The organism is Spirillospora sp. NPDC029432 (assembly GCF_040703975.1).
In the GTDB taxonomy this organism is placed as follows: domain Bacteria; phylum Actinomycetota; class Actinomycetes; order Streptosporangiales; family Streptosporangiaceae; genus Spirillospora.
Map to the genome: position 1 here is coordinate 14,073 of NZ_JBEZWH010000018.1, position 12,800 is coordinate 26,872.

Annotated in this window: 13 protein-coding genes; 6 read left to right on the forward strand and 7 right to left on the reverse strand. The window is 74.4% G+C overall.

The genetic code is table 11. The features are described 5' to 3' along the window. Positions 1-44 precede the first annotated feature (44 nt). The 4 genes from AB0881_RS16770 to AB0881_RS16785 all read right to left on the reverse strand — a co-directional run bounded on the left by AB0881_RS16770 (position 45) and on the right by AB0881_RS16785 (position 4,141). Positions 45-1,514 carry an NAD(P)/FAD-dependent oxidoreductase gene (locus AB0881_RS16770; protein ID WP_366617801.1) on the reverse strand — a complete coding sequence of 490 codons (1,470 nt, stop codon included), beginning with the start codon at positions 1,512-1,514 and terminating at the stop codon, positions 45-47. Positions 1,515-1,686: 172 nt separating this feature from the next. Continuing rightward, positions 1,687-2,250 carry a hypothetical protein gene (locus AB0881_RS16775; protein WP_366617802.1) on the reverse strand — a complete coding sequence of 188 codons (564 nt, stop codon included), beginning with the start codon at positions 2,248-2,250 and terminating at the stop codon, positions 1,687-1,689. A gap of 53 nt (positions 2,251-2,303) precedes the next feature. Then, the gene (locus AB0881_RS16780; RefSeq protein WP_366617803.1) at positions 2,304-2,915 is read right to left on the reverse strand and encodes an NAD(P)H-binding protein; all 612 of its coding nucleotides are present in this window, start codon (positions 2,913-2,915) and stop codon (positions 2,304-2,306) included. Positions 2,916-2,929: 14 nt separating this feature from the next. Further along, complete coding sequence (locus AB0881_RS16785) at positions 2,930-4,141, reverse strand: MFS transporter (protein ID WP_366617804.1); 1,212 nt, start codon at positions 4,139-4,141, stop codon at positions 2,930-2,932. 80 nt (positions 4,142-4,221) lie between these two features. On the opposite strand from AB0881_RS16785, the gene AB0881_RS16790 reads away from it, so the two are divergent. After that, positions 4,222-5,133: a LysR family transcriptional regulator gene (locus AB0881_RS16790; protein WP_366617805.1), complete on the forward strand. Its 912-nt coding sequence runs from the start codon at positions 4,222-4,224 to the stop codon at positions 5,131-5,133. Here the strand turns inward: AB0881_RS16790 and AB0881_RS16795 are convergent. Genes AB0881_RS16795 through AB0881_RS16805 form a run of 3 tightly spaced genes read right to left on the reverse strand, consistent with a single transcriptional unit; the run spans position 5,099 to position 8,363 of the window. Then, positions 5,099-6,253, reverse strand: a complete 1,155-nt coding sequence (locus AB0881_RS16795) for an acyl-CoA dehydrogenase family protein (RefSeq protein ID WP_366617806.1) — start codon at positions 6,251-6,253, stop codon at positions 5,099-5,101. The two genes, AB0881_RS16790 and AB0881_RS16795, sit on opposite strands and share 35 nt — an antisense overlap. 26 nt (positions 6,254-6,279) lie before the next feature. After that, the gene (locus tag AB0881_RS16800) at positions 6,280-7,131 is read right to left on the reverse strand and encodes a MaoC family dehydratase N-terminal domain-containing protein (RefSeq protein ID WP_366617807.1); all 852 of its coding nucleotides are present in this window, start codon (positions 7,129-7,131) and stop codon (positions 6,280-6,282) included. Further along, positions 7,128-8,363, reverse strand: coding sequence for a CoA transferase (locus tag AB0881_RS16805; RefSeq protein WP_366617808.1), 1,236 nt, complete (start codon positions 8,361-8,363; stop codon positions 7,128-7,130). The genes AB0881_RS16800 and AB0881_RS16805 overlap by 4 nt, the downstream gene beginning before the upstream one ends. 19 nt (positions 8,364-8,382) lie before the next feature. Here AB0881_RS16805 and AB0881_RS16810 point away from each other — a divergent pair, with 19 nt between their 5' ends. The 5 genes from AB0881_RS16810 to AB0881_RS16830 all read left to right on the forward strand — a co-directional run bounded on the left by AB0881_RS16810 (position 8,383) and on the right by AB0881_RS16830 (position 12,681). Beyond that, positions 8,383-9,087: a GntR family transcriptional regulator gene (locus tag AB0881_RS16810; RefSeq protein WP_366617809.1), complete on the forward strand. Its 705-nt coding sequence runs from the start codon at positions 8,383-8,385 to the stop codon at positions 9,085-9,087. 169 nt (positions 9,088-9,256) lie between these two features. Further along, complete coding sequence (locus AB0881_RS16815) at positions 9,257-9,835, forward strand: ATP-binding protein (RefSeq protein WP_366617810.1); 579 nt, start codon at positions 9,257-9,259, stop codon at positions 9,833-9,835. 11 nt (positions 9,836-9,846) lie between these two features. Then, complete coding sequence (locus AB0881_RS16820; protein ID WP_366617811.1) at positions 9,847-10,659, forward strand: SAM-dependent methyltransferase; 813 nt, start codon at positions 9,847-9,849, stop codon at positions 10,657-10,659. 209 nt (positions 10,660-10,868) lie between these two features. After that, a complete protein-coding gene (locus tag AB0881_RS16825; RefSeq protein WP_366617812.1) occupies positions 10,869-11,849 on the forward strand; it encodes a hypothetical protein in 981 nt (326 codons plus the stop codon). Between the two features lie 28 nt (positions 11,850-11,877). Then, positions 11,878-12,681: a class I SAM-dependent methyltransferase gene (locus AB0881_RS16830; protein ID WP_366617813.1), complete on the forward strand. Its 804-nt coding sequence runs from the start codon at positions 11,878-11,880 to the stop codon at positions 12,679-12,681. Positions 12,682-12,800: the final 119 nt, after the last annotated feature.

Sequence of the window (12,800 nt, forward strand, 5' to 3'; positions counted from 1 at the left end):
GCCGCCTCCGGCCTCGGCGGGTTCGGCGGCACGGGAGTCCGTGGTCATCGGCGGGCCGCCTTCTTCAGGGCGGCCTCGGCGACGACGCGGCTGCCGAGGGCGCAGGCGACCGTGCCGAGGCCGGGCCAGGTGGAGTCGCCGGCCAGCCAGAGGCCGGGAACGCCGAGGGTGTGCGGGACGGCGTTCTGGTTGGCGTTGCCGGGTGTCTGGCGGGCGCCGCCGACGGCGCCGCGCGGGCGGAACGCGAAGCGCTCGTACGAGCGCGGCGTCCCCACCTGGCACACCCGGGCGCGCTCGCCGAGGTCCGGATGCACGCGGCGGGCGAGTTCGACGAGGCGGCCGCCGATCGCGCGCTTGCGCTCCTCGTACGCGGCGGGCGGGAGGTCCTCCCACCCGGCGAGGCCGGTGTGCGTCGAGATCATCACGGCGCGGTGGCCGGGCGGCGCGCTCTCGGTGTCGCCGGGCGCGGAGACCGAGACGAACATGTTGTTGCCCTCGCCCAGGGGTCGCCGGTAGTCCTCCAGCAGCTGATGGTGGGTGAACTCCTGCCCGGCCACCTCCTCCTCGGGGACGCCGAGGAAGACGACGATCGCGCCGCCCAGGTCCCTGTCGTCGCGCTCGACGTAGGGGGCGAGGCGTGGCGTCAGCGCCGGTACGACGCGGGCGGTCGTGGCGGCGGGCAGCGCGCTCACGACCTGCTCGGCGTGGACGACGCCGCGCTGCGTGTGCACCTCGAACGCGCCGTCCCGGCCGGTGACGCGCCGGACCTGGCAGCCGGTCCGCAGTTCCCCGCCCATGCCCCGGTAGTGGGCGGTGAAGCGGCGCCAGAAGCCGCGCATCCCGCCCTCCGCGCGGGTGAGCCCGGCGCCGCGGATCGTGATCCCGAGGGCGGCGTTGATGTACGGGGCGCGGTCGACCGTGCTGTGCACGGTGTCCTCCACCAGCATCGACAGCAGGCCGGTGAGGGGCGCGTCGCCGCGCAGGCCGTGCCGGGCGAGGGCGTCCCCGAGCGTGCTGTTCAGGTGCCGTACGAGCGGCAGGTTGCGCGGCCCGAGCGCCTTCAGGTCGTGGACGGCGTCGGCGGGCCGGCGCAGCGGCAGCCGGACCCCGGCGCGGCTCGCGTTCCAGAACACGTGCGCGACGCGGTCGAGCTCGGCCCAGAAGGCGCGGTGGCGCGGGGTGTCGCCGAAGGCGCGCAGGCGCTCGCGGTGCCAGGCGTCCGGATCCCGGTGCAGGGTCACCCGGCGGTCGGGAAGCCAGGCGACGTAGCCGGGCAGCGCCTCGCCGGGGACGGGGTCCATGCCGATGGCGTCGAGCAGCTCGGCGCCGACGCCGCCCGGCTCGAAGTCGACCATCGTCGTCGCGCCCACGTCGAACGAGAAGCCGCGCCGCCGGTAGTACCCGGCACAGCCGCCCACGTGCCCGTGCGCCTCGACGACGACCGTGGACACGCCCGCCGCCTGGAGGCGCGCCGCGGTCGCCATCCCGGCCAGGCCCCCGCCCAGCACCGCCACCCGGCACGACAGGGGGAAGCGGGGGCTCCGCGTTCGCCGCGGTTCCTGAACCTCTGTTCTGAACATAGGTTCAAAACTCGGGCGGCGCCCTGCCCCCGGGCAACGGCCGGGCCACATGCGGCCAGGAAGGTTTAGCCGGGGTCTAGCGGGGTTTGGCGGGATCTAGCGGGATCTAGCGAGGTTGGCCCGGCTCGACGTGCTGGAGGAGGCCCCAGACGAAGTGCGCGAGGTACGCCGTTCCGTTCACGGAGAACTCGGCGTGCCACCGGCTCGGGACCTCCCCGGCGAAGTGCTTCACGCCGTCGAAGAGGCGGTCCATGTCCCCCACGACGTACGACCACGGCTCCAGCTCGCCGCCCGCCCGCGGCGGCTCCGGGACGGGGACGCCCTCGGCCCGGACCAGCCACTCCTGCAGGACGATCCCGTTCAGGCCGGTCACCGCCTCGTACAGCAGGCCGGGCCAGAGGGTGAGGGGCCACCGCGCCACCGTCGCCTCGACGTCGCCGGCGCGCCGGACCTCCTCGTCCAGCGGCGGGCCGAGCACCGCCGCCAGCCGCCGCCGGCCGCCGGGGAAACCGGGCGAGCGGACCATGCGCTGCCACCGGGCGTTCACCTCGCGCATCTCCGTCCGGGACGAGCCCAGCCCGGCCGCGGCCGCCTCCACCAGGTCCGGCCGGTAGTCGGCCATCCGCCGGAGCAGGACGAGCTGGAACTCCCGCCGCGCGAATCCCTTCATCCCCCACCTCTACCACCGCCTACCAGGTACCACCGCCTACCGGGTACCACCGCCTACCAGCCGACCGTGAAGCGCGTGCGCGTGTGCTTGGGGCGCTCGGCCTCGTCGAGGAGCGCGACGGCGAAGTCCTCCATGGAGATGGCGGACACGCCGCCGGCGTCCACGACCAGCTCGTCGGCGCCCAGCCGGTAGCGGCCGGTGCGGTTGCCGGGCTCGATCAGCGCGGGCGGGCTCGCGTACGTCCAGTCCACGGCGGTCTCGGCGCGGCACGCGCCGAGCTGGCCGGCGCAGGCGAGCGCGATGGGACGCCACGCGGCGGGGAAATCGGGGCCGTCCACCACCCGCAGGCCGGTGGCGGGATCGGTGAGGGTCGCGGCGCCGCCGACCAGCAGCAGCCGGACGCCGGTGCGCCGCAGCCCGGCCAGCAGGGTCCGGGTGGTGGCGACGAGTTCGGGTTCGCTGCCGGGGGCGGGACGGGTCGCGCTGATGACGAGGTCCTGCCCCGCGCTAAGCGCGATGACGTCGCCGATGTCGGAGGCGTCGCCGGTACGGGCGCCGGGGGCGGGCCGCCTGGTGACGGGTGTGACGTCGTGGCCGCGGGACAGGGCCTCGGTGACGATCCTGCCGCCGATGGCGCCGGCCGCTCCGAAGACGGTGATGCGCATTGGTCGCGTTCCTTTCAGCGGGTGCGGGCGCGTTCGAGGGCCCATTCGAGGACCCAGAGGACGAACGTTCCGGTGGCGAGGGAGCCGCCGAGGACGCTGACGCCGGTCCAGCCCGCGCTCACCCAGAGGATCGAGGTGAGGGCCGAGCCGGCGGCGCCGCCGGCGAAGAACGCGGTCATGAACGCGGAGTTCAGCCGGTTGCGGATCTCCGGGCGCAGCGCGTACAGGACGTTCTGGTTGGCGTTGAGGACGGTCTGCTGCGCCACGTTCAGGACGAGGACGCCGGCCACCAGCCACCACAGGGACGCGCCGCCCGCGCCGATGGCGATCCAGGACAGGGCGAGGGCGGCGGTGCCGGCGCCGGTGAGCCACCGCACGTACCCGCGGTCGGCCAGCCGCCCGGCGGCGAGGGTGGACAGCGCGCCCGCGATCCCGACCAGGCCGAACAGCCCGATCGCGAACTCCGACCAGCCGTACCTTCCGGCGAGCAGGAACGTCACGGCCGTCCAGAGCACGTTGAACGAGGCCAGCGAGAGCGCGCCGATCCCGGCCCGCCGGCGCAGCAGCGGCTCGTGCCGGAACAGGGCGAACGTGGAGCGCAGCAGCGCCGGGTACGAGAGCCCGGCCGGGGTGTGCAGCGGCGGCAGGTGGCGCCAGAGGAGGGCGGCGACGGCGACCATCAGGACGGCGTTGACCCAGTAGATCGTCCGCCAGCCGCCGAGTTCGGACAGCGCACCGGAGGCGGTGCGGGCCAGCAGGCCGCCCAGGAGCAGGCCGGTCATCACGGTGCCGACGACGCGGCCGCGCTGCTCGGGGGAGGCGAGGGTGACCGCGTACGGGACGACGACCTGCGCCGCGACCGAGGTCAGCGCGGTGAGGGCCGTTCCGGCGAGCAGGACGGTGCCGTTGGGGGCGGCCGCGGTCAGCACGAGGAAGCCCGCCGTGGCGCCGAAGAGCGTGACCGCGAGGCGGCGGCGCTCCACCAGGTCGCCGAGCGGGACGAGCAGCATCAGGCCGAGCGCGTAGCCGACCTGGGCGGCCGTGACGACCAGCGCGGCCATCGTCGTGCCGAGGCGCAGCTCGCGGCCGATCAGGTCGAGGAGCGGCTGGGCGAAGTAGTTGCCGGCGACCGACAGGCCGGTCGCGACGGACATGAGGAGCAGCAGCCCGCGGCCGAGCCCGGGCTCGGCGGCCTTCTCGCGGGGCCGTTCGAGTGTGATCGTCATGGCTTCGAGCCTGGCCGGGAACGATCGATGAGTCCAACACATGTTTGTCATCGGATCGATCGTGGATAAAGATGGATCGCGTGGACCTGCAGCAGATGCGTTACGTGGTGGCGGTGGCCGAGCTCGGGAACTTCACCAGGGCCGCCGAGAAGTGCCTGGTCGTCCAGTCGGCGCTGAGCCACCAGATCGCCCGGCTGGAGCGGGAGCTGGGCGCCCGGCTGTTCGACCGGACGAGCCGGCGGGTGCGGCTGACGCCGGCCGGGGAGGCGTTCCTGCCCGCCGCGCGGCAGGCGCTGGAGGCCGCCGACCGGGCCCGCGCCGAGGTGGCCGCGGCGGCCGGCGAGATCCGCGGCCGGCTGGCGATCGGCACGATCCCGACGGTCGCGGCCGTAGACCTGCCGGCGGCTATGAAGGAGTTCCACGACCGCCACCCCCGCGTGCGGATCACGCTCAAGGTCGGCGGCAGCGAGATCCTGGCCGAGGAGGTGGCGCAGGGCGCGCTGGACGTGGCGTTCCTCGGGCTGCCGCGGGACGCGCGCCCGAAGGGCGTGTGCGGCCACGAGCTGGCGCGCGGCGAGCTGGTCGCCGTCGTCCCGCCGGAGCATCCGCTCGCCGCCGAGACCCGGGTGGGCCTGGCGCGGCTGGCCGAGGAGGTCTTCGTCGACTTCCCGGCCGGCTCGGCCGGACGCCTCCAGTCGGACGAGGCGTTCGCGGCGGCCGGGCTGCGCCGCGAGGTCGCGTTCGAGGTGACCATGGTCGACTTCCTGGCCCGGATGGTCCGGGCCGGGCTCGGTGTCGCGATGCTGCCCGCCGCGTTCGTCGGGAAGGTCCCCGACCTGCGGGTGCTGCGGGTCGACGAGGCCCCCGCGCGGGTGGAGCACCTGGTGTGGAGCCGGTTCCGGCCGTCGCCGGCGGCCGGGGCGTTCCTGGACGGGCTCGGCGTCCCCCGCGGCGCCGCTACGGAAGGCCGCCGCGCGCGACCAGCCGGCTGACGATCACGTTGCGCTGGATCTCGTTGGTGCCCTCGCCGACGATCATCAGCGGGGCGTCCCGGAAGTAGCGCTCCACGTCGAACTCCGTCGAGTAGCCGTACCCGCCGTGGATCCGGACGGCGTCCAGCGCGATCTCCATGGCGGTCTCGGACGCGAACAGCTTCGCCATCCCGGCCTCCAGGTCGGCGCGCTCGCCGCTGTCGTACCGTTCCGCCGCGTGCAGCAGCAGCCGGCGCGCCGCGGTGAGCTTGGTGGCCATGTCGGCGAGGTAGTGGCCGATGCTCTGGTGCTTCCAGATCGGCTTGCCGAAGCTCTCCCGCTCCTGCGCGTACCGGAACGCGTCGTCGAACGCGGCGCGGCCCACGCCGGTGGCGCGGGCGGCGACCTGGATCCGGCCGATCTCCAGGCCCTTCATCATCTGCGCGAACCCCCGGCCCTCCTCCGCGCCGAGCAGCGCCGAGGCCGGCACCCGGCAGTCGTCGAACGACAGCTCGCAGCTCTCCACGCCCTTGTAGCCGAGCTTGGGCAGGTCGCGGGAGACGGTGAAGCCCGGCACCTTCTCCACCAGCAGGATGCTGATCCCGGCGTGGGCGGGCACCGCGTCCGGGTCGGTCTTGCACAGCAGCGCGACCAGGTCGGAGCGGCGGGCGTTGGTGATCCACGTCTTGGAGCCGTTGATCACGTACCCGGCGCCGTCGCGGCGGGCCACCGTGCGCAGCGCCTGGAGGTCGGAGCCGCCGCCGGGCTCGGTCAGCGCCATCGTCGCGCGGATCTCGCCGGTCGCCATCCGCGGCAGGTAGTGCCGCTTCTGCTCCTCGGTCCCGAACGCCAGCAGCAGCTTGGACACCACGGAATGGCCGCCCATCGCCCCGGCCAGGCTCATCCAGCCGCGCGCCAGCTCCTCGGCGACGAGCGCGTAGCACGGCGTCGACACCGCCGCCTCGCCGTACGGCTCGGGGATCGCCAGCCCGAAGACGCCCATCGCCTTCATCCGCTCGATCAGCGCCTCCGGGTACGCGTCGGCGTGCTCCAGCTCCCGGACGACCGGCCGCACGTCGCGGTCGACGAACTCGCGGACGGTCTCGACGATCGCGGCCTCTTCGGGGCTCAACTCGTACATGCCTCTGTCCCCTCTGTCGCTTGCCTTCACGGCGCGAACTCCGCCCGCGCGTCGGCGCGGACCGTACCGGCGGCGTCCACGACCGCCAGCCGGGCTCCCGCGTCCTCGGGCTCTCCGGTCACCAGCACCGGCTCCCCCGCGAACACCGGCCGCCGGAAGCGGTAGGCCAGCGCGGACACGCGGCGCTCCGGCGCGTGCGCGCGGGGCAGCTCGGCCATCAGGACGGCCAGCAGCGGCCCGTGCACGACCAGGCCGGGATAGTTCTCCACGTCCCGCGCGTACGGCAGGTCGTAGTGGATGCGGTGCGCGTTCGCGGTGACGGCGCTGAACCGGAACAGCAGCGCGGGGTCCGCCCGCAACGGCAGCCGCCAAGGGGCTCGGGAGACCGGCTCCTCCTGGACGACCTCGTGCGAGGCCGTACCGCCGCCTCCGGACCGGTAGACGAGATCCTGCTCCTCGCTCAGGCACAGCTCGCCGCGCTGGCGGATCTCGTTCCGCACGGTCACGAACAGCAGCTCGCCCGAACGCCCCTGCTTCACCTTCACCCCGGCGAGCGACGACGTGCGGACCGCGTCCGCGCCCACCTCCAGCGGCGCGTCCACCCGCAGCCGCCCCCCGGCGAACATGCGCGTGCGGGACGGGATCGGCGGCAGGAAGTGCCCGTCCGCCGGGTGCCCGTCGGCGCCAAGCCCGGACTGCGCGGGCCAGTCGAGAAAGTACAGCCAGTGCCACAGCGGCGGCAGCGGATCGCCGGCGGCGGGCGCGACGCCCGGCCCGTCCAGGATCCCCGCCAGCCGCGCCGCCGGTGCCGGCGCGATGGTCTCGGACACGGTCAGCTCGCCCGGCCGCCAATCGGCCACATGGTCCGCCAGGCTCACCGGTCCCCCCGTTCCCCGACCACGCCGCGCCCGCGCAGGTCGGCCAGCTCTCCCGCCGGCAGCGCCAGCAGCTCGCCCAGCACCTCGTCGGTGTGCTCGCCCAGGACGGGCGCCGGGCGGGGCACGTCCTGCCGGCCGTCGAAGAGCAGCGGCGGGCCGGGCGCCAGGTGCGCTCCCGCGCCCGGCTGGTCGAGCACCCCCATCAGCGGGTCGGAGCGCAGCGCCGCGGCGCCGTCCGCGACCAGCTCGCCGAGGCCGCCGTAACGCCCGTGCAGCACGGACGTGTCCTTGAGGTCGCGTTCGATCTCCGCGTGCGTCCGGGCCGCGAACCACGGGGCCAGCACCCCGGCGAGGGGCTCGCGGTGCGCGTAGCGGTCGCCCGCGCGGCGGAAGTCGGCGCCGTACGCCCGTTCCAGCGCCGCCACGACCTCGCCGAGACCGGTCACCGCGACCAGGTCGCGCCAGTGCCGCCCCGACAGCGTGACGACCATGACGCGCCGCCCGTCCGCGGTGCCGAAGTCGCGGCCGAAGTCGCCGAACAGGTCGTTGCCCAGGCGCGGCCGCGGCTCCTCGCGCAGCTGCGCCTCGGCCAGGTAGCCGAGATTGCCCAGGGTCGCGAGCGCCACGTCGCGCAGCGCGACCTCGACCCGCCGGCCCTCCCCGGTACGCGCGCGGTGCCGCTCCGCGGCGAGCAGGCCGACCGCGACGTACAGGCCGCACGCGACGTCCCACACGGGAAGCGCGTGGTTGACCGGCCCGTCGTGGTCCTCCGGGCCGGTCAGGTACGGCAGGCCCAGCTCGGCGTTCACCGTGTAGTCGACCGCGTTGCGGCCGTCGCGGTGCCCGAGCAGCCGCAGGTGGATCAGGTCGGGGCGGTCCGCCCGCAGCTCCTCGTACGAGAGGCCCGCGCGCGGCGCCGCGTTCGTCAGCACGATGCCGCCCTGCCCGCCCTGGCCGCCCGTCGCCGCGATCAGCCGGGCGACGATCGCGCGGCCCTCCGGGGAGCGGAGGTCGGCCGTGACCGAGCGCTTGCCCTTGTTCAGGCCCGCCCAGTAGAGGCTCGTGCCGGACGGGGCGAGCGGCCACCGGCCGATGTCGGGGCCGCCGCCGGACTGGTCGACCCGGATCACGTCGGCGCCGAGCTGCGCGAGCGTCATCCCGCCCAGCGGCGAGGCGACGAAGCTGGACAGCTCGATGACGCGCATCCCGGCCAGCGGAAGATCGGAGCTCATCCGCTGTATTCTATAGAATATGGACGATCGCGACCAGGCCGGGGCCGTCCCGGGGCTCGGAGCGGGGCACCAGCTCAGCGAGCGCGTCGCCGCGCACGTACGCGAGGCGATCATGGCGGGCGAGCTGCGCGCGCCCGCCTACGTGCGCACCGAGCACCTGGCCGCCGAGCTGGGAGTGAGCGCCACGCCGGTACGCGAGGCGCTGATGATCCTGCACAGCGAGGGCGCGGTGCGCTGGGAGCCGCGCCGCGGATTCCGCGTGCTGCCGCTGACCAGGCAGGACGTCGAGGACCTGTTCGGCGTGCAGGCCTACATCGCGGGCGAGCTGGCGGCGCGCGCGGCTCACTGCCTCCCGGCCGCCGAGATCGAGCGGCTCCAGCAGGTCCAGCACGAGCTGGAGGCGGCGGCCCGCGACCGCGACGCCGGCCGGGTCGACCGGCTCAACCACGAGATCCACCGCACGATCAACCGGTCGTCCGGCTCGGCCCGGATGGCCACCCTCCTCGGCCTGACCGTGCACTACGTGCCGCTGCGCTTCTTCGGCACGATCGAGGGGTGGGCGGAGGCGTCCGCGCACGACCACTCGGCCGTCTTCGACGCGCTCGCCGCGCGCGACCCCGAGGCCGCCCGGGTAGCCATGTCCGGCCACATCCGGCACATCGGCGCGCTCCTGGTCCGCCACCTGGAGAGTCGCGGCGTGCTCGCCGCCGCACCGGCCCCCTGAGAGCGGCTTTCCGCAGGTCACCGCAGGACGTTTGCACGCATGCAAGGCATGGTGACTCGCCCCGCGCCGCTGCGTAAGAGTGGCTGTCGTGCGGGCGTGGCCGGGTCGCCACCCGGCGTGCCCGCGCGTGGCCCGTCATCTCTGTCCGACTCCCCAGGGTGCGAGGCGCATGTTCGGATACAGCCCTGCCCGGATACGCGACACCGCCGTCGCCATGGACTCGCTCGACGCCTGGCCCGGCACGCCGCCGTTCCGCGCGCGGCGCGCGGCCGAGCCGTCGCTGGAGCTCGGCACGGCCGGCGCCCACCGCCCGGACGCGGCCGGCGGCCTGCTGGGCGAGATCGACCTGGCCTCCACGCCCGCGGCGGTGCGGCCCGCCCGCTCGTACATCCGGGCGCTGGTGGTCGAGTGCTGCGAGGCGAGCGCCACCCTCCTCGACGACCTGGAACTGCTCACCAGCGAGGCCGTGACCAACTGCGTGGTGCACGCCCTCCCCCGGCCGGACGGCACGGTCCGGCTCCGCGCGCTGCGGACCGGCCCGTACGTGCGGGTGGAGGTCACCGACGGCGGCTCGCTGCCCGGCGGCCGGCCGGGCGGCGGCGGCCACCGCGGCACCGGCGACGCGCCGGCCGTGAGCGGCCGCGGGCTCTACCTGATCCAGGCGCTGGCCCGCGACTACGGCACCTACCACGACACCGGCGGAACGACCACGTTCTGGTTCCGGGTCGCCGTCGACGGGATCCGGTAGGGGCCGCCACGGTGGGGATCGTGCTGGGCATCGGCGGCCGGGACGCGTCCCGCGCCGGCGCCGGCCCGTCCGGGGACGCCCGGCCCAGCGCCGCCCGCGTGTACGACTACCACCTCGGCGGCAAGGACAACTACGCCGCCGACCGCGACCTGGCCGAGCGGGCGGTCCGCCGCGCCCCCGTCATCTCCCGGCTCGTGCGGGCCAACCGCGCGTTCCTGCGCCGGGTCTGCCTGCTGCTGGCCGCCGAGGACGGCATCCGGCAGTTCGTCGACATCGGCTGCGGCCTGCCGGCGCGCGACAACGTGGACGACGTCGTCCGCCGCGCCGACCCGTCCTGCCGGGTGGCGTACGTCGACAACGACCCGATGGTGGTCAGCCACGCCCGGGCGCTGCTGGCCGCGGGCGGCCGCTGCGGCGCGTTCGAGGCCGACCTGCGCGATCCCGGCGCGCTGCTGGCGACGCCGGGACTGCGGCGGCTGATCGACTTCCACCGGCCGGTGGGGGTGCTGCTGTTCGGCGTGCTGCACTTCGTCACCGACGCCGAGGACCCGGCCGCGGTCTTCGCGGAACTGCTGGCGGGACTGCCGCCGGGCAGCCGGGTAGCGGTCTCCCATGCCGAGCGGACGCCGGCGCTGGAGGCGGTGGCCGCGCTGTACCGGGACGCCGGCATCCCGTTCACCCCGCGGAGCGCGGCCGAGCTGGACGAGATCACGCGGGGGCTCCGCCCGGCCGGGCCGCCGCTCGGGCTCGCCGTCGCCGGCGGCCGGCCCGTGCTCGGCGCCTCCGTCCCGCTGCTCGGCCGCATCGGCCGGACGCCCGGATGAGCCACCGCGCCGCCGCGGCCGCGTGCACCGCCCGCCGGTGCGCACGCCGGCGGAAGGAACGGAACGGGCGATTGCACCGTTGCGCCGTGACGCGCCCGATTCCCCGGATACGATCGGACATCCGGAAAGGGCCATCAGCAGGGCGACTCATGACAGCGGACAGCGAGCCGAAGTCTCTCTCGGAAATCACCAAGGACCTCGGGCTGAACATGTCCGATGTCGCGATGTTCTCCGGGCTGGACGAGAGCACGGTCTCCCGGCTCTGGGACAACACCGGCTGGCTCGACCGCATCAGCGGGAGGTCGCTGCAGAGCCTTATGTCGTCGGTTCCGGGAATCGCCGAATACTTCATGGCGCATTCGCTCCGGAAACGGCGCGACTCGCTGGTGGCCGGCCTGGAGTCGGCGGGCCTGACCGTCGATCTGGACGCCCTGGAAGGCTCCCCCGTCACCCGGCAGCACCTGCTCAACGCCCTGGAGGCCGCGCTGCACATCATGCGCGGCGACGCGGGGCAGAAGGTCTCGTCCTACCTCGCCCGCTTCTGGGGGCGCGAGCCGGACCGCGCGCTGGAGGCCCTCTACGCCGCCGAGGGCGGCCTGCTCAAGGAGCCGCGCAAGCTCCTGGACGCGTCGGTCGACCTCGCTCCCCGGCTCGACCGCAAGACGTACTCGTTCCATTCGATCCTGGCCCTCAACATCCTCACCCACCAGGTCAGCAAGGTGACCGGCACGCCGGGCGCCGAGCTGGCGGGACGGCCCGCCGGGCGGCAGAGCGCGTTCATGATGCGCGGGGTGGTGATGGGCGCCCTCATCGGCTCCAACGACGTCGAGCTGGCCGAGCGGTACCGGCGCGAGCTCGACCGGACGCCGATGTACACGGCGCTGGAGGAATGGTCGTTCCCGACCTATACCCGGGACGGCCGGATCAGCCCCGACTTCACGCTGCCCAGCTCGCTGCTGCTGCGGAACACGGCGCGCGAGGTGCTGCGGGAGATCGCCAGTTATAACGATGCCTATTTCTATTATTTGGTATCGACCTATATTCCGCTGGCGCTGCGCCGCGATCCCACGTTCGGGCATCGGAGGACCGATCTGGTCGCGGCACTGGAACGGCGCGGAACGCGCTGCGCGGACCGCATGATCCGGTCCGCCTGCGCGGAACTGGTGAAAAAGATCAAGGGCATGCCCTGACACAAAAGAAGAAGGACGAGGGGGGCCGGTGGACGAGGCCACACGCACGGAGACGGCTGGCGCGGGCGCGAAGGCCGCGGGCGCGGAGCTCACGCGGGAGCGGTGGGAGGCGAACGCGGACTACTGGGTGAAGATCATCCGGGAGCGCCGGGACCGGTACCGCACCGAACTGACCGACCAGGCCGTTTTGGACGCCATCGGCCCGTGCGCGGGCCTGCGGATCCTGGACGCGGGCTGCGGCGAGGGCTACCTGTCCCGGCGGCTGGCGGCGATGGGCGCCGACGTCGTCGGGATCGACGCCTGCCAGGGGCTCATCGACGCCGCCGCGGCCGCGCCGGCCGGGAACGGCGGCGCGGGCGGCACCGTGTCGTTCATCCGGGCGAGCGCCGACGACCTGCCCGCCGAGGACGGCGGCTTCGACCTGGTCGTCTGCAACCACCTGTTCAGCCATCTCCAGGACCCGGCGGACGCCATCGGCGAGTTCGCCCGGGTGCTCAGGAGCGGCGGGCGGCTGGTCGTCCTCACCCTGCACCCGTGCTTCTACACCTTCGACGCCGAGCGGGGCGCGGCCGACGCCGTGCCCGCCGAGCGCTACTTCGCCCCGCGCGGCATCGACCAGCGCTTCCTGGTGGACGGGCTGGAGTCGCCGTCCGAGATCACCTCCTGGCTGCGCCCCCTGGAGTACTACTCTGGAACGCTCCGAGACGCCGGCTTCGTGATCGCCGACCTGCGCGAGCCGCACCCGTCCCCCGAGCAGCTCCGGACCGACCCCTGGTGGCGCCAGGGGTTCCCCATCGCCCTGTTCCTGCTCCTGATCGCGGAACGCCGCTGATCGATCGTTCAACGGCGGCGACAGCAGCTCGCCAGGCCCTTGCTCCCGGCCGTTGAACGACCGTACGGTGATTTTCCCCACTAGTCGCAACTGATCGTCGCAACCGATCGCAGCGAGGA

Excerpts from the sequence above, each read along its gene's own strand:
- AB0881_RS16775 (WP_366617802.1), bottom strand. The coding sequence starts at position 2,250 with ATGAAGGGATTCGCGCGGCGGGAGTTCCAGCTCGTCCTGCTCCGGCGG.
- AB0881_RS16780 (WP_366617803.1), bottom strand. The coding sequence starts at position 2,915 with ATGCGCATCACCGTCTTCGGAGCGGCCGGCGCCATCGGCGGCAGGATC.
- AB0881_RS16785 (WP_366617804.1), bottom strand. The coding sequence starts at position 4,141 with ATGACGATCACACTCGAACGGCCCCGCGAGAAGGCCGCCGAGCCCGGG.
- AB0881_RS16795 (WP_366617806.1), bottom strand. The coding sequence starts at position 6,253 with ATGTACGAGTTGAGCCCCGAAGAGGCCGCGATCGTCGAGACCGTCCGC.
- AB0881_RS16805 (WP_366617808.1), bottom strand. The coding sequence starts at position 8,363 with ATGAGCTCCGATCTTCCGCTGGCCGGGATGCGCGTCATCGAGCTGTCC.
- AB0881_RS16810 (WP_366617809.1), top strand. The coding sequence starts at position 8,383 with ATGGACGATCGCGACCAGGCCGGGGCCGTCCCGGGGCTCGGAGCGGGG.
- AB0881_RS16815 (WP_366617810.1), top strand. The coding sequence starts at position 9,257 with ATGTTCGGATACAGCCCTGCCCGGATACGCGACACCGCCGTCGCCATG.
- AB0881_RS16825 (WP_366617812.1), top strand. The coding sequence starts at position 10,869 with ATGTCCGATGTCGCGATGTTCTCCGGGCTGGACGAGAGCACGGTCTCC.